The organism is Alkalihalobacillus sp. MEB130, assembly GCF_032335535.1.
Lineage (GTDB): Bacteria > Bacillota > Bacilli > Bacillales > Bacillaceae_D > Halalkalibacter.
Genome location: NZ_JAOANA010000002.1, coordinates 234448 through 251596 on the forward strand (window position 1 = coordinate 234448; position 17149 = coordinate 251596).

General features: G+C 37.9%; 14 protein-coding genes and 1 pseudogene. 7 read left to right on the forward strand and 8 right to left on the reverse strand.

Going from position 1 to position 17149, the window contains the following annotated elements:
- Positions 1–68: 68 nt before the first annotated feature.
- Together N0O92_RS02995 and N0O92_RS03000 are read right to left on the reverse strand one after the other, a co-directional pair.
- Positions 69–1151: a M23 family metallopeptidase gene (locus N0O92_RS02995; protein WP_315613120.1), complete on the reverse strand. Its 1083-nt coding sequence runs from the start codon at positions 1149–1151 to the stop codon at positions 69–71.
- Positions 1152–1288: 137 nt separating this feature from the next.
- Positions 1289–2119: a polysaccharide deacetylase family protein gene (locus tag N0O92_RS03000; RefSeq protein ID WP_315613121.1), complete on the reverse strand. Its 831-nt coding sequence runs from the start codon at positions 2117–2119 to the stop codon at positions 1289–1291.
- A gap of 157 nt (positions 2120–2276) precedes the next feature.
- Here N0O92_RS03000 and N0O92_RS03005 point away from each other — a divergent pair, with 157 nt between their 5' ends.
- The 3 genes from N0O92_RS03005 (at position 2277) to N0O92_RS03015 (ending at position 5771) form a co-directional block, all read left to right on the forward strand.
- On the forward strand, positions 2277–3323 hold the full coding sequence (locus N0O92_RS03005; protein ID WP_315613122.1) for an FUSC family protein: 1047 nt from the start codon (positions 2277–2279) through the stop codon (positions 3321–3323).
- 119 nt (positions 3324–3442) lie between these two features.
- Positions 3443–5065 (forward strand): glycine betaine uptake BCCT transporter, encoded by a 1623-nt coding sequence (locus N0O92_RS03010; RefSeq protein ID WP_315613247.1) that lies wholly within the window; start codon positions 3443–3445, stop codon positions 5063–5065.
- Positions 5066–5321: 256 nt separating this feature from the next.
- On the forward strand, positions 5322–5771 hold the full coding sequence (locus N0O92_RS03015; RefSeq protein WP_315613123.1) for a hypothetical protein: 450 nt from the start codon (positions 5322–5324) through the stop codon (positions 5769–5771).
- 64 nt (positions 5772–5835) lie between these two features.
- On the opposite strand, the gene lpdA is transcribed toward N0O92_RS03015, so the two are convergent.
- The 5 genes from lpdA to N0O92_RS03040 all read right to left on the reverse strand — a co-directional run bounded on the left by lpdA (position 5836) and on the right by N0O92_RS03040 (position 11761).
- Positions 5836–7245, reverse strand: a complete 1410-nt coding sequence (lpdA, locus tag N0O92_RS03020) for a dihydrolipoyl dehydrogenase (protein WP_315613124.1) — start codon at positions 7243–7245, stop codon at positions 5836–5838.
- Between the two features lie 3 nt (positions 7246–7248).
- Positions 7249–8535 carry a dihydrolipoamide acetyltransferase family protein gene (locus tag N0O92_RS03025; RefSeq protein ID WP_315613125.1) on the reverse strand — a complete coding sequence of 429 codons (1287 nt, stop codon included), beginning with the start codon at positions 8533–8535 and terminating at the stop codon, positions 7249–7251.
- Between the two features lie 83 nt (positions 8536–8618).
- Positions 8619–9596, reverse strand: coding sequence for an alpha-ketoacid dehydrogenase subunit beta (locus tag N0O92_RS03030; protein ID WP_315613126.1), 978 nt, complete (start codon positions 9594–9596; stop codon positions 8619–8621).
- 3 nt (positions 9597–9599) lie between these two features.
- Positions 9600–10685, reverse strand: coding sequence for a pyruvate dehydrogenase (acetyl-transferring) E1 component subunit alpha (gene pdhA / locus N0O92_RS03035; RefSeq protein WP_315613127.1), 1086 nt, complete (start codon positions 10683–10685; stop codon positions 9600–9602).
- A 425-nt stretch (positions 10686–11110) separates the two neighbouring features.
- Positions 11111–11761, reverse strand: coding sequence for a YkyA family protein (locus N0O92_RS03040; protein WP_315613128.1), 651 nt, complete (start codon positions 11759–11761; stop codon positions 11111–11113).
- A gap of 350 nt (positions 11762–12111) precedes the next feature.
- Between N0O92_RS03040 and N0O92_RS03045 the strand changes: the two are divergent.
- The 4 genes and pseudogenes from N0O92_RS03045 to rnjA form a co-directional block, all read left to right on the forward strand.
- Positions 12112–12189 (forward strand): annotated as a pseudogene (locus N0O92_RS03045) (YjcZ family sporulation protein); the annotation flags it as partial.
- A 114-nt stretch (positions 12190–12303) separates the two neighbouring features.
- Positions 12304–12852, forward strand: coding sequence for a peptide deformylase (gene def, locus N0O92_RS03050; RefSeq protein ID WP_315613129.1), 549 nt, complete (start codon positions 12304–12306; stop codon positions 12850–12852).
- A 364-nt stretch (positions 12853–13216) separates the two neighbouring features.
- A complete protein-coding gene (locus N0O92_RS03055) occupies positions 13217–13426 on the forward strand; it encodes a DNA-dependent RNA polymerase subunit epsilon (RefSeq protein WP_315613130.1) in 210 nt (69 codons plus the stop codon).
- A gap of 3 nt (positions 13427–13429) precedes the next feature.
- Positions 13430–15097 (forward strand): ribonuclease J1, encoded by a 1668-nt coding sequence (rnjA, locus tag N0O92_RS03060; protein WP_315613131.1) that lies wholly within the window; start codon positions 13430–13432, stop codon positions 15095–15097.
- Between the two features lie 53 nt (positions 15098–15150).
- Here the strand turns inward: rnjA and N0O92_RS03065 are convergent, their stop codons facing one another.
- Positions 15151–17139 (reverse strand): electron transport protein, encoded by a 1989-nt coding sequence (locus N0O92_RS03065; RefSeq protein WP_315613132.1) that lies wholly within the window; start codon positions 17137–17139, stop codon positions 15151–15153.
- Positions 17140–17149: the final 10 nt, after the last annotated feature.

Here is a 17149-nt window from a genome sequence, read left to right on the forward strand (position 1 = left end):
CAACCAACTATTTTCTTTAGCTTACCATAAATAAGCTTGTCGAAGGATGTAGATTCTCGACAAATTCCTTATTCCCAAATTCTCTCTAACACCTCTAATACCTCATCTTGAGACAAAGGTTTCCAAAAAAGTTCACCATAAATGAGTAAATCTTGATGCAAATGTAACCCTGCTTCAAAATTTTCCGCTACGCCATCACTCGTGCCTGAGTTTCCAACAAATCCAATAATTGTATCAGCTGTTACGCGGTCGCCAACTTGTAAGTCGCTAGGAATATCATGAAGGTGAGCAAATCGGTTCATAACTCCTCCTTCATACTGGACCCACACTTGTCTTCCACGCAATCGATCAAAAATATATTCTGGGGTGTCTTGTAGCTCAGCAGTAAAGGCTAAATCTTTGTTTCTCTCTTCAGGAGAAGTGTATTCCACAAAATCATGATCGGCTCTTACAACAACTCCATCACCCATCGCATAGATAGGTGTCTCAGTTGTAATTCCCCCACCACTAGCAAAGTCATACCAATCAATTCCCTCATGAAATCCATTTCGATATGCTCTAGGAGCACCAGGTAGATGACTAGGAACCTTGCTCACTTTAGCACCTTTAATAGGTTTTTCCAAGAAAGATAAATACTCTACCATCTGATCGACATCCCAATCATCAAACGCAAATGTTTCTGGAGGACCTCCCACTCTTTCTGTAGGACCAAACCATTCAAATGAGACTCGTTCATCTTCAAAAACAACATTTGTACCAAGAGCTTGTCCCAGAAACTCAACTGGTAAGTAAATTTCCTCTTTACCTTCTTCCTCTTCAATAATTAAATAAATATCCTCAGAAGCGACATATTCACCATTTCTTTCCAATACAGGTACGTCATCAATTAAATAGAAAAAATCATCATTGATTGTCAACTGTAAAGTACGATGGATCTCGTCATATTCATAACTTCCACCAACAATCTCTATTAACTCATCAAGTTGGAACCTTGCTTCATTTTCCTTAATTTCTATAGACAATGTCTCCTTAAACTCACTACCTTCTTGTTGAGAAACCTTCTCGTTTTGATCTTGACCAATTAATCCTTGACAACCACTTACGAAAATCAAAACAAAAAATATGGATAAAACTTTCTTAGCTGCGTTCATGTATAACAACCTTCCTCTTGCTTAATTCGTCACATACCGACTATTTTACCCTTTCTGTGCTTCAGTTGACAAGGTTGCAAATGAAGTAAAAAAGGACAACTAATGAAAGCTTAATGCTCATTAGCTGTCCGACCTCATTATTCTATACGTATTTCTTTTGGATTCACAATTTCGTATTGTTTTTCCCTTAAACCTATTATAATCCTCTCTAATGCATCCTTTGTCCACTCTCGGTCATGCATGAGGAGGTTAGCTCCATCCGTAAGAAAAGGACTATGGACCATGATATCCGCTAAAGCCTCAGCCTCTTGATATTCCGCCTCCCAGTCATAACCATATGTCCAATTCATCGCTTGCATTCCTTCTTCTTTAACAACTTGATTAGATGTTTCCGTATTCACACCAAATGGAGCCCGGTAAAACCGAGGTCGCTCCCCTATAATCTCTTCAATTAAATTGTTTAATTGTATAATTTCCTTCTTTTGTTCCGATTCAGTTAATTGACTCATGTTAGGATGTGTCATCGTATGATTTCCGATTTCAAACCCTAAATCATGGATTTTCTTTAATTTTTGTTGTCCCTCTTCTGTGGTTATAAAATGGCCATTTACAAAAAAGATTGCTCCTGCATTTAATGTAGATAACGTCTCTGCCATAGCCACACTATAATGTTCAGGAGCATCATCAATCGTTAAAAGAACGATTTTCTCATTTGCATCTCCTATCGGTTCAACCAACCAATTTGTTTTGTTAATGGTATAACGCTGCTGCACCCCGTTAACTTCCGTCTCTTCAATCTCTTCTTCAGTTTCAATGATTGGCTCCATCTCTTCACCCGTTTCTTCGTCTTTTTGCTTCTCTTCTAATTCCGTTTCTTTTGCCTCATGGCTCACATTAGTTGGAACATCTTCACCATGGCAACCTACTGCAACTAGAATCCAAACAAGAAGCAAGAGGAGTCGTTTCATTTTTCATTCACCCTTTCTCTTTACTTGAACGTTAAGGATATTTGTCGAAGATTGAAGTATAACAACATTTTTTCTTTCTCATACTAAAGGTAGTACTTATTTACCTTATTTTGTTTATTTTTTTAATAACTATCACTACTAGTAAGGAGTTCGCCTAATGCTGATGAAAAGCTGGTTTGGGAGACGTGTAATAAAAACGGGTGTTGCTGTTTTTATTACTGCTTTTGTTTGCCACCTTATTAATTTACCACCTACGTTTGCTGTGATAACAGCCATTGTTACAACGGAACCAACTGCTGCTGATTCTCTCAAGAAAGGGATGATCCGTCTACCTGCAGCTGCATTGGGAGCTACGTTTGCAATCGCAGCAGATTTTATCCTTGGACAAAATGCTTTAACCTATGCATTGGTTGCCATGCTTACCATTATCGCTTGCTCTAAATTAAAGTTAGATACAGGTACGCTTGTTGCTACATTAACAGCTGTTGCCATGATTCCAGGTACTACAGAACATGCCCTTTTTGATTTTTCAATTAGAATTTCTGGTACCTCAATTGGTATTATTGTTTCAACATTAGTTAACTTTGTTATTCTTCCACCGAAATTTGGACCGATATTGGTAAAGAAAGTAGATGGCCTTTATAAACAAACTGCAGCTAAATTTACTTCTATTCTTGAGTCACACCTCTTAGACGAAGCAGTTGATCGGACTCATTATTATCGTAAATTGCATGAAGAATTAACAAAAGCATATCAATTAACACAATTTCAACACGATGAGTGGCAATATCGTCGGTCTTGTGAGTTTGAACGAAGGTCTTTTGGTTATTTACAAAAGAAACTTGATTATTTGCATCTGACTTTGTTTCACTTAGGAAAGATTTGTCACTTACGTGTAAATCAACCAATCACTAAAGATGAAAAACAACTTTTAAGAGAGACCATCCAATCATTTTGTGCGATTTTTGAAGATCATTATCACCAAATCACAACATCACATTTTACAAACATGGAGAAAATCAAACAGCTACGAGCTAAACAAACAAAACAAGATACTTTTCTAAACCAAATGACGCATGAATTAATTTCCCTACACGAGGTGACTTTAGAGTTAGCACAAATTACAACAGATGAGCGAAGGTTTTCTATGGAGGAAACAAGTTATCCAACCTATATATTCAAAAAACAAGCTCTCTATGAGTGAACTTCTAGTGTTTTTTTAATAAGAAACGGGTAAAGGGTAATGTTCTTAGTAAATCTTTTGCGCTTATCTATCAACATATGGTACGGTAGAAATTGGTCTTAAGAGAAAGGTTGATGAATGTGAAAAAAGTAACACCTGTTTTTACGATTTCAGTTGCGATTGCGGTCGCCTTTATTATATGGGGCATCATTGCACCATCTAATTTAGAAGCGGTCACAACAACCATCCAAAGCTTCATAACAAACGAGCTTGGCTGGTTTTATCTATTAGCAGCTACCGGATTTTTAATCTTCTGTTTGTATTTAATTTTTAGCCCATACGGCAAAATCAAACTCGGGAAACCAGATGATAAACCCGAGTATAATTATTTAACATGGTTTGCCTTCTTATTTACAGCTGGCATGGGGATCGGACTTGTTTTTTGGGGTGTAGCTGAGCCCATGTATCACTTCTTCGAACCACCAACAGCTGAGCCAGGTTCTGTAGCTGCTGCAGGTGAAGCCATGCGCTATGCATTTTTCCACTGGGGTTTACACCCTTGGGCAATTTATTCAGTAGTTGCCTTAGCTCTAGCTTATTTTCGATTTAGAAAAGACTCCCCTGCTGTTATGAGTGCAGTGTTAGAACCCCTTATTGGAGATCGAGCTAACGGAGCCCTAGGTACATCAATTAATGTATTAGTTGTATTTGCGACCATCTTTGGTGTGGCAACATCATTAGGTTTTGGAGCTGCCCAGATTTCAGCCGGTTTGGCGTATTTAATACCAGGTCTGCAAACAATGAATGGAGTTTTACTTCAATTACTCGTCATACTAATTGTAACTATCTTGTTCATGTTATCTGCACAAACAGGACTCAATAAAGGAATTCGTATTTTAAGTAAAACCAATGTTTATTTAGCTATTACATTAATGTTATTCGTCCTTTTATTTGGACCAACTAGTTATATAATGGGTGTGTTTACACAAGGAATTGGTAGTTATCTTCAGAACCTTGCTGGAATGAGTTTTAGACTTGATGTTTACAATCCTGAAACTACTTGGGTGGAAGGTTGGACCATTTTCTACTGGGCTTGGTGGATTTCGTGGGCACCATTTGTCGGAACGTTCATTGCTCGTGTTTCAAAGGGGCGTACAATAAGAGAGTTTGTCATTGGTGTATTAGCCGTTCCATCCATATTTGGAGCATTATGGTTTGCTGTATTCGGTGGTACAGGTATTCAAATGCAAAGGATGGGCACAGCTGATATTATGGAAACTATGACGGCCGGGGGGATGGAAGTTGCTTTGTTTGCTGTTCTTGAACAGTTCCCGTTAGGACTTATTCTTTCCATTATTGCTGTATTCTTAATTTCTTCTTTCTTTGTAACATCGGCAGATTCTGCAACGGTCGTATTAGGTATGCAAACAACAAATGGAAATTTAAATCCGCCAAATCAAGTAAAGTTTGTCTGGGGTATTATCATTTCAGCAACAGCTGCGGTGTTGCTCTCCACCGATAAAGGTTTAGGAGCACTCCAGACAGCAGCGATCATAGCGGCATTGCCTTTTACAATAATAATGATAATGATGGTTTTTTCTGTTTTAAAATCTTTAAAAGAGGAAAAACCGACGTTAGCTTCAGAAAAAGAGCGTATAAGGCAAGAACGATACGAATTAAAATTAGAGAGAGAAAAGTTAAAAGAAGAAAAATCAGCTTTTAAGAAAGAAAAATCTCAATTAAGAAATAAGAAGGATAAATAATATAGTAATATTTAAGAATAGAGGTAAGATCGTCTCTATTCTTACTTTTAGCTGATAAAGATTTTATAAAAATTAGGGTGTTCAAAAGGTCCAAACTAGGCTTTTTGAACACCCATTTTTTCTATATGTCCTAAATATTTCTATTTGATTACATTTATATAAATAATATCCTAATCAATTAAATGCGTGATAAAATGAAGTATCTTCAACACAATTAGTAAAAAATTGTTATTTAGGAGAAGGGATGTGTCTTGTAATGGACAAGTATTTCGAACTGATGATTCTCGGGTCAATTTTCCTATTAGGTTCTTGTTTTTCTACAGTATCATCGATGGAAAATCCTTTAGAACTGCATCATGATGAAACCATTACGGTCCTTTTTTCAGATTCTTCAACCATGCAAGATGAAAAAGCATATTATGATGCTTTACTTGAGTTAAAAAATCATTATCCAACTGAGATGCCTTTTTTGTTAATTATTGATGCGGATGAAAGGGATGCTATTCGATATTTTAATATAGAGCACTTTCCAACGATGCTCGTCATAACAGGTGATCATGAAGACTTACGAATGGAAGGCATACTTTCAAAAGACGAAATATTAGGACATTTAGTTGAAGTATATAGGCTTGAAAGTGAAGCTATGATTAACACTCATCTTGCATTTAATCATACATACAAAACTCCCTTGTCATATGACCAATGACAAGGGAGTTTCGACTTTAAATAAAAATAGAAACACCCCAAATTACTTGGAGTGTTTCTTTGTCTTACTTAACAATATGAATTGGTGTACCTAAAGCAACTTCTGCTGCTTCCATCGTAATTTCACCAAGAGATGGATGTGCATGAATCGTTAAGGCAATATCCTCAGCTGTCATGCCAGTTTCAATCGCAAGACCAAGCTCTGCAATCATGTCAGATGCATTAGGACCTGCCACTTGAGCACCGATAACAAGACCATCTTCTTTACGAGTGACAAGCTTCATGAAACCGTCTGTTTCATTAAGAGAAAGCGCACGTCCGTTAGCTGCAAATGGGAATTTAGATGCAACAACATCGAAACCAGCCTCTTTTGCTTCTGCTTCGGTATAACCTACACTTGCAAGTTCAGGATCTGAGAATACTACTGCAGGAATAGCTAAGTAGTCAATTTCAGATTTTTCCCCAGCAATTGCTTCTGCAGCAATTTTTCCTTCATAAGAAGCTTTGTGAGCTAATGGTGGTCCCTCTACAATATCTCCAATAGCATAGATGTTGGAAACACTTGTACGACACTGCTTGTCAATCTTCACAACGCCACGATCTGTTAGTTCAACCCCAATTTGCTCAAGTCCAATATCGCTCGTATTAGGGCGACGTCCAACCGTAACTAGGCAGTAATCAGCTTCAAATACTTCTTCTTTTCCTTTTACTTCAGCTGTTACTTTCACGCCGTTTTCAGTTTCTTCTACACCTTTTGCCATTGCTTCCATTTTGAATTCAACGCCGTTCTTTTTCAGACGTTTTTCAACAAGCTTAGCCATTTGTTTTTCGAACCCACCAAGGATTTGATTAGAGCCTTCAAGAACAACAATTTCTGTTCCCATGTTTGAATAAGCTCCAGCAAGTTCAATCCCGATGTAGCCTCCACCAATAACAACCATTTTCTTAGGTACTTCTTTTAGAGCTAATGCTCCACTTGAATTAATAACACGGTCTGTGTATTTAAACGCAGGAATTTCAATAGGTGTTGATCCTGTTGCAATAATACAATTTTTAAAATTGTATGTTTGCGCGCTTGTTTCATCCATAATTCGAACAGAATTTTCTGAAGCAAAATATGCTTCACCACGAACAATCTCAACTTTATTGCCTTTAAGAAGACCTTCTACTCCACCTGTTAATTTCTTAACAACAGAAGCTTTCCATTCTTGAACTTTTTCAAAGTTAATGGATACTTGTTCTGCAATAATCCCCATATCCTCAGAATGCTTTGCATTGTGATAACGGTGACCAGCAGCAATTAATGCTTTTGAAGGAATACAACCAACGTTTAAACAAACGCCACCCATTTCTCCTTTTTCAACAATTGTTACTTTTTGCCCTAGTTGTGCAGCACGAATCGCTGCAACATATCCACCAGGACCAGAACCGATGACAAGTGTGTCTACTTCATTTGCGAAATCTCCTACAACCATGCTTTACCCCTCCATTAATAATAATTGTGGATCGTTTAATAGGCGTTTAACGTGGTTTAGCGCATTCTGTGCTGTTACGCCATCAATAAGACGGTGATCATAACTAATTGAAAGAGCTAGTACAGGAGCAGCTACAATCTCGCCATTCTTTACAACTGGCTTCTCTTCAATACGACCAATACCTAAAATGGCTACTTCTGGATGATTAATTACTGGTGTAAACCAAAGACCACGAGCTGAACCAACATTTGAAATAGTGGCAGATCCGCCCTTCATTTCTGCACCACTAAGTTTACCATCACGTGCCTTAACTGCCAACTCATTAATTTCGTCAGCAAGTGCAAAAATAGATTTACGATCCGCATCTTTGACAACTGGTACAAATAAACCATGCTCTGTATCAGCTGCGATTCCGATGTTAAAGTAATTTTTGTATACAATTTCATCATTCGCATCATCAATTGAAGCATTCAGTGCTGGATACTTGCGTAATGCAGCAGTTAATGCTTTAACAACATAAGGCAAATACGTTAGTTTTGTACCTTGCTCTGCAGCAATCTCTTTGTATTGTTTACGGTGAGCAACTAATGCAGATACTTCAATTTCGTCCATATGCGTAACATGTGGAGCCGTATGCTTTGAGTTGACCATTGCTTTTGCAATAGCTTTACGCACACCTTTGAATGGTACACGGTGCTCAAGTTCTCCAACAGGAATCGCAACTGGCTCAGATTTTTGAGAAGCTGCTGGTGTTGCAGGTGCTTCCTTAGCTGCCTCTGTAGTTGTTTCAACTTGAGTGTCACCATTTAAGTAAGCAACAATATCTTCTTTTACAATACGACCATTTTTTCCTGATCCACTCACTTTATGAATAGCTACGCCGTTGTCACGAGCATATTTACGTACAGAAGGCATCGCAATAACACGCGTATCACTGTCTGCTTCATCGTTAGCTGTATCAGCAGCTGGCTCTGAAGATTTAGCTACTTCCTCTTCTTTTGCAGGTGTTTCTTCTGCTTCTGGTGCACTATCTTCTTCTGCAGGATTCGCATCACCAGCATCAATAGTAAGTAACACATCTCCAACAATACTAACCGTTCCTTCTTCCACTTTAACTTCAAGTACTTTTCCATCCACTGGAGAAGGGATCTCTACTACCGCTTTGTCATTTTGAACTTCAAGAAGAATGTCATCTTCCTTAATTTCATCACCTGGTTTTACGAACCATTTTACAATTTCACCTTCGTGAATACCCTCACCAATGTCAGGCAATTTAAATTGATATGCCACTTTGAAGTGCCTCCTTTAATTCATCTCGTACAGAATTTACATGAAAAGGAAAGATTATATCTTTCCTTTCGTTGTCTAACTGCTTAGAAATTAATAACTTTTTTAGCTGTTTCAACAATCCCTTTATAATCAGGTAACCAAGCGTCTTCCGCTTGTGCAAATGGATATACAGTATCAGGTGCAGCTACACGAAGTACTGGAGCTTCTAAGCTAAGAATTGAGCGCTCAGTAATTTCAGCTACTACGTTTGCAGCAATCCCTGCTTGTTTTTGAGCTTCTTGTACTACAATTGCACGATTTGTCTTCTCAACAGAAGCAATAATCGTTTCAATATCAATAGGACTGATTGTCATAAGGTCGATTACTTCGACATCAATTCCTTCTTTTTCTAATTCTTCAGCTGCTTTAAGTGAAGAATGTACCATTGCTCCGTATGTAACAATAGTTAAATCTTTCCCTTCACGCTTAATATCTGCTTTTCCGAGTGGAATTGTATACTCTTCTTCAGGAACTTCTCCACGGAATGAACGATAAAGCTTCATGTGCTCAAGATAGACAACTGGATCATTGTCACGAATAGCAGAAATTAAAAGCCCTTTTGCATCATAAGGTGTTGAAGGGATAACAACTTTTAATCCTGGAGTTTGAGCAACAAGACCTTCTAAACTATCAGCGTGCATCTCAGGCGTCTTTACTCCTCCACCAAAAGGAGAACGAACAGTAATTGGTGACGTTAATTTTCCACCCGTACGATAGCGCATACGATTCATTTGCCCTGCAAGTGAATCAAATACTTCAAATAAGAAACCGAAAAATTGAATTTCCATAATTGGACGGAAGCCTGTTAATCCAAGACCGATTGCTAAACCACCGATCCCTGATTCTGCTAGTGGTGTATCAAAAACGCGCTCTTCGCCAAACTCTTTTTGTAAGCCTTCAGTCGCACGGAACACTCCACCGTTTTGACCTACGTCTTCACCGAACACAAGAACATCTTCGTTATTCTTAAGCTCATTACGCATTGCATCCGTAATCGCTTGAATCATAGTCATTTGTGCCATAGGTTACTTCGACTCCTTTGCTGTGAATTCTTCCATTTGTTCGCGAAGATTGTAAGGTAAATCTTCGAACATAAATCCGATAAGATCTGTAACTTTTTGTTTAGGTGCTGCATCCGCTTGTTTCATAGCAGCTTTAATATCTTCTTTTGCTTGCTCTACTACTTCATTTTCCTTCTCTTCAGTCCAAAGAGATTTCTTCTCTAAGAACTTACGGAAACGAACTAGTGGATCTTTTTTTGTCCATTCATCATCTAGATCAGAAGAACGATAACGAGTCGGATCATCCCCAGCCATTGTATGTGGACCATAACGGTACGTCATCGTTTCAATTAATGTAGGACCTTCCCCTGCAAGAGCACGATCACGAGCATCTTTTGTAGCTGCATAAACAGCAAGAACATCCATTCCGTCTACTTGAATACCTTCAATACCTGCTGCTACCGCTTTTTGAGCAATTGTTTTAGCTGCTGATTGCTTTTCAACAGGAACAGAGATCGCAAAACGATTGTTCTGAACGATGAATACCGCAGGGGCATTGTACGCACCAGCGAAGTTCATACCTTCATAGAAGTCACCTTGAGATGCTCCACCATCACCTGTGTATGTGATTGCAATATTGTTTTTATTTTTACGCTTAAGGCCTAATGCGACCCCAGCCGTTTGAATAATTTGAGCTCCAATGATAATTTGCGGGAATAAAATGTTCAATCCATCAGGGAACTGACTTCCTGCAAAATGTCCACGCGACCATAGGAAAGCTTGGTGCAACGGCAAACCATGAAACACGATTTGAGGAATATCGCGGTATCCTGGTAAAATCCAATCCTCTTTTTCAAGAGCAAATTGACTTCCTAACATAGAAGCTTCTTGTCCTGCTACAGGTGCGTAGAAACCAAGACGACCTTGGCGGTTTAATGAGATGGCACGTTGATCCCAAATACGGGTATAAACCATACGTCTCATCATTTCTTGTAATTGCTCATCACTTAATTCAGGCATAGCAGCTTCATTCACAACTTCGCCTTCTTCATTTAAGATCTGGAAAGTTTCAAATTGATTTTCAACTTGTTCTAACGTTCTTGTACTCACTACCTTCACCTCTTCCTTTCATATAAAAAAAATAACGAATCATTAAAAAAAAATCGTATTTTGTCAAATCTCCCCCATAGGATACCCAAACTCTTGTTATCCATAACCTTTGGAAAGAAGTTTGAAACAAAAAATCATGCAAGCTATTCTCATGTCACACTAACCAGAGAGTTCCTTTATGTCTTTCCTATGTTTGAATGATCATCTGTATTAGTCTATTTCCTATCGAAGTGATACAACATAACTCACAAAATTAAGTCTACATCACTTGAATAAAATACGTCAATCCTTTTGCTCATCTAATTTCAATAAAAAAATAAAACACTTTAAGAGAAAAGATAAAAAAAGTTGTTATATAATAATCCTAATCCATATTAGTACAGAAGATCCGTTTTTTTATCGATAACAAAAAAAAACTTAACGTACTAGTCATACTGTACGTTAAGCTCAGCCTTTTCATAGAATTCGCGTTTCAAGGAATTGTATTCGTCCGTATAAGAATTAAAGTTTTCTTTATGATTATTAACTTTCTCATATATGTCATTAACAAGATTAATTTGTTCCTGAAGCGATTCCATTGTCACATCCTCTTTTTGTAACATCTGAAATAATTGCTGATCTAACTGAATGGCTTCTTCATAGCTACCGTATAAATTTTGATAAGAATCGTAGCGCTTGTTCATCGTTTCTGCTAATTCGTTCAAGAGATTTACCATTTCTTCATCCTCAATGGTCTCTCGCTTCTCTTCAATTTGAGTAAACTCTAGATAACTTTCTTCAATGCTTTCTTTTTCTTGTGCTAACATGGATTCTCTTGCATTAATCGATGCAATTGCCTCATCTGCTAACTCAACAATTTGATCGAACTCATTCAGTCCAAGTGATATAATTTGTTCAAAAAGCTCATTTTCCCTCAATTCTGCTTTTTGTAAAGGTTCTTGTTGTTGCTCAAAAGGCATTTCTAGTTCTACTGCTGCTTCTAAGTGCTGGTAAACGGATTCTGCCGGGTTTTCTCCACATCCTGTAAGCAACATAGTAGTGACCAAAAGCCCCAATCCCCATCTCTTAACACCCAATATCTGTCTCCCCCTATCCTACTTAACTACAATAAGACATTATCAATAAATTAACAATCTTTCCCTTTTATCGCTAGTATATGAGCCCCTTTTTGGTAATATGAGCTTGTCCCCAAAATAATTACAAAATGATTAAAAAATCTAGGCATTCATCCAACCATCTTCCCCCAGTTTGCATAATGTAGTTAGTGAATCGCAACCAATGCGGTGCCGAGACAAAAAAGGAGGAATGCAAAATGTTTGGATACGGATATGGTGCAGGACACGGTGCAGGATTTGGATGTACTGACCCTTGTGGATATGGTTATGGTGCTCCAGTAGTTGCAGGAGCAAGTTACGCACCTGGTGCAGGAAGAGGTTTCGCGTTAATCGTAGTACTTTTCATCCTGCTTATCATTGTTGGAGCTTCTAAGTTCGGACATTGTTAATAAGTAAGAAGGAATAAGACAAAACCGTCTTATTCCTTCTTTTGTTATAATATTACTTGATATTTCATTTATTTCTTCATAAAGTAAACGTAAGTGCAAAAGGAGTGATACATAATGTTAACCATGAAAGATGTTGTAAGAGAAGGCGATCCCGTATTAAGAAAAATAGCTGAAGAAGTCTCTCTTCCTGCAAGTGAAGAAGATAAGAAGATCCTAGAAGACATGCTTGAGTTTGTTATAAACAGCCAAGACCCTGAAATGGCAGAAAAGTACGAGTTAAGACCAGGTGTAGGAATTGCCGCCCCTCAAATTGGGGTCTCAAAAAGAATGTTTGCAGTTCATGTAACTGACGAGCAGGATCAACTATATAGCATGGGCCTATTTAACCCTAAAGTAATTAGTCATTCTGTCGAGGAAACACACTTAGAAGGCGGAGAAGGTTGCCTATCAGTTGATCGTGATATTCCTGGTGATGTCCCTCGTTATTCTCGGATAACAGTAAAGGCAACAACATTAGACGGAGAAGAGGTAACATTACGTCTACGAGGCTTAGTCTCAATTGTTTTCCAACATGAACTTGATCACCTTAACGGCATTATGTTTTATGATCGTATTGAAGGGTTTCAAGATAAATTAAAAAAAGAATTAACAAATAATGGATAATAAAATGATTCAATACCTGGGATCCTCAGGTATTGAATCATTTTTTTTATCCAGTTTTTACCTTGAGCAGGAGAACATGAAGAAACACATACTATTGATACATACAAAACCCTCACCAATTGGATAATGTTACAATTAAAAGGAGCGTGAACAAACAATGTTACGTAGATGGAGAAAACGAATTGTTAAAGGATGCAAAAACCTACTCCCAAAAAGCCGTTTAATAGAGGTTTAATCAAGAGGTTTATCGTAAAGAATGGACTGTTATGTTATGTCAAAAAAACAGCCGGAAATAAATAACATGAAATGAGGAGACATTTGCTTTATAATGAAAATATAACCAATGGTAAGGAGAGGTAGTAACATGTTATTTAAAGTATTTTTTCAAAAGAATTTTAATCAAGTACCAGTTCGTGAATTTACTGAAACTATTTTTGTTGAAGGCGAAAACGAGGCAGACGTTCGTAAAAAGCTAGTGGAACGAAAGTATAATATTGAATTTGTGACACCAGTCTCTGGAGCATACCTTGAATATGAGCAACAAAATGAAGATTTCAAAGTGGAGACTCTTTAATTTATGAAACAAGTTAAAAACAACCAAACTGCTGTATTTGCCCTAGGTGGTCTAGGAGAAATTGGAAAGAATACGTACGCAGTTCAATTTCAAGATGAAATTATTTTGATTGATGCCGGGATTAAGTTTCCAGAGGACGAGCTTCTCGGTATCGATTACGTAATTCCAGACTACACGTATTTAGTTAAAAATGAGGATAAAATCAAAGGTCTATTCATTACACATGGACATGAAGACCATATTGGAGGCATTCCTTATTTACTTAGAGCTGTTAATATTCCTATATACGGTGGAAAACTAGCACTAGGTTTATTAAAAGGAAAGTTAGAAGAACATGGACTTCTAAGAAAAACGAAGCTTCATGAAATTCATGAAGATCAGGTCGTTAAATTCACCAAAACATCGGTAACCTTTTTCCGTACAACTCATAGTATTCCTGATGCATATGGAATTGTTGTTAAAACACCACCTGGAAATGTCGTTCATACAGGAGATTTCAAGTTTGACTTCACACCAGTCGGAGAGCCAGCTAACTTAACAAAAATGGCCAAAATTGGTGAAGAAGGTGTCCTTTGTCTATTATCAGATAGCACCAATAGTGAAATTCCAGAATTCACGATGTCTGAACGAAAAGTTGGTGAAAGTATTAGCAACATCTTCAGAAAAGTAGATGGGCGAATAATTTTTGCAACATTTGCTTCTAATATCCACCGCCTACAGCAAGTAGTGGAAGCTGCTGTTCACCAAGGGAGAAAAGTGGCCGTATTTGGTCGCAGTATGGAGAATGCGTTAACGATTGGACAAGAATTAGGCTATATTAACGCACCGAAAAGTACTTTTATTGAACCATCACAATTAAATAAACTACCTGATAATCAAGTAACTATTCTGTGTACAGGTAGCCAAGGAGAACCAATGGCAGCCCTTTCGAGAATTGCCAATGGAACTCATCGTCAAATTCAAATTATTCCTGGTGATACAGTGGTATTCTCTTCTTCACCTATTCCAGGAAATACGCTAAGCGTTAGCAAAACCATTAATCAATTATACCGTGCAGGAGCAGATGTGATTCACGGGTCTTTAAATGACATTCATACATCAGGACACGGTGGTCAAGAAGAACAAAAATTAATGTTACGTTTAATGAAACCACAATATTTCATGCCAATTCATGGTGAATATCGAATGTTAAAAATGCATATGAAGCTAGCTGAGGATTGTGGAATTCCGAAAGAAAATAGCTTCATAATGGATAACGGCGATGTTCTCGCCCTTCACCCTGAGGAAGCCGGCGTAGTCGGGAAAGTTCCTTCAGGTTCCGTGTACGTCGATGGCAATGGCATTGGCGATATCGGAAACATTGTTTTAAGAGATCGAAGAATACTTTCGGAAGAAGGGTTAGTAGTAGTTGTTGTTAGTTTAAATATGAAAGAGTTTAAAGTAACAGCTGGCCCTGACCTTATCTCTCGTGGATTTGTCTATATGAGAGAATCAAGTGATTTAATTCACGAAGCACAAAAGCTACTTGCTTCTCACCTTGATGAAGTAATGGAGCGTAAAACAACACAGTGGTCGGAAATAAAGAATGAAATTACTGATTTGCTAGGACCATTCTTATATGAACGGACAAAACGTAAACCAATGATTTTGCCAATTATTATGGAAGTGTAACAAAAAGAGGATGACACCAATGTCATCCTCTTTTCTTTTGCATCTAGATTGATTTATTTCTCTTTTTCTGCACGTTTTTCTTTTTCTAAATCAATAGACAGCAAATATTGAATAAGCGCATCTTGCTCTTCTTTAGAGAAACCACTTTGGTCATCTACCCAATGCTCATGTCCTTCTCCAGTTACATGTGCCCCTTGTAAGGAGGTAGATGTTTTATTTGCTTTTATAACTTTTTCGCGTAACTTCCGATCAATGAGAGCTTTCAAGCTGTTATACGAGTCAGGCATAATACCTTTATCAAGTGTACCAGTCAGACCTAACTGCGAGAGTTTTTCTCCTACCGCTACACCACCATCATGTAAATATGGGGCAGAGTGTTTCAAGCCAACCAAGCCTTTTACTTTGTATCCTCCTTCATTTCCTAGTGCAAGTGTTAATTCCAATTGATCCTGTTCCAGATGTCCAGTAGGGATTTTCACTTTTTCTGCGTCCTCTGGTACTGGAATTGGGGTGTCTAAAGTATAAAACCACGGTTCTTCTAACAGTTTAATCGAATCTTCAAATGCCTTCGCTCTAGATGGCTCGGCCTTTATTTCCGTGTTTGGAATAATTCGGTTGTTCGTTCGTGCTGTACCAGCGTGACAACTAATACAACCAGCTCGATCAAATACATCTCTCCCTCTTGCTTCCACCACAGTATAAGTGGCAATTTCAGATGGCGGTTTAAGCGCATTTTGGTAAGCGGAAATTGCATTTAATTCTTCAAGAACCGTGTGACCTTCTGAACCAATCACCGTTCCATTCGGTGTAAATAATGATATATTCGGATAGGTGGGTGGACGAATCATATCATTAAAGCCAAATACGGTCTCGTTATGATCCACTCTCGCCAATAGTTCACTTGGTAGCTCTTCTAGCGAATGATCATATCGATAATGATCATGGGGTGCATTTTGTAACATAATTCCTATATAACGTTCTTTGTCTATGTCAAATAATTCATCACTTTGATCCGCTTGCGCTAATAGGTCTGAATTTTGTGCATGGACGTTATTATTTAACGCTGTTAGCCCTTTAAAAGGACCAATTGAAGCAAATCCATTCCATCCATAAGGATGATCTCCCAACGTAAACGAATCCGGTATTTGCGCTGGATTGTTTTCTAAGTCCATTGTTGAGTCAAAGTTTCCTCTTGGCCAATCTAACAAAGCACGATCAACTGCCTCTTCTAATTTTTCCGGATCTGGCAAAGCAATAAAATTTTCCTTTCCAACCTCTTTCTCTTTCATCCAATCTTGCTCATGAATAAAGGACTTAATTTTTTTTGAATCAACGTCCGTATTTGTAAAATAGGCGGTAGAATTTGTTGCAAGTGCCATAAGCAGTCCAGCGTCAAAGTTCGCATTCGGTGCACCCTCAATAATTTTTCCCGTTTCACGATCAACTGTAGCATGACATGCTGCACAAGAAATTCCTGCTTTTAATCGTCCACCACTAAATTTCATTGGCATGCCGAGTGGTGCAAAAGCGCCTTTCGGTACATCTAAACCCGTTTCAATCATTTGACCTTTTTTAAATTCTTGACCACCTATTATGGCGTCTTCAGCTAACTCCACTTTTAAATTGTCTGTTCCTTCCCCTCTTGCTTTTAAGACGGCTTTCCCGATATTTATGACTGATAAAGGTCCATCTAAAATGCCTAGTACATCAGTAATGAATTCTTCATTGTTAAACGTTTCCTCAAAAAATAAATCTCTTCCTTCTTGTACAAAACTCTCGTCAACCATAACGGCTCCGTTATGGAGTGAAAGCATGTCCTCTCCTTCACGATCTCTTTTTATTTCATTCGCTTCATTCACTGAAACAGATAAACCCCAAATGTCATAACCATATATATCATTCATTTCATGGTCAATTGGATGATTGAGAGAGCCTTCTCCTGAAGGATTAACAGCGTAACTTGGTTCCCAATAATACAATCCCAAGTATGCTGCTATCACAACAACAGCGATGCAAAGTCCAATCCAAAAACGATGTCTCATGTCATGCTCA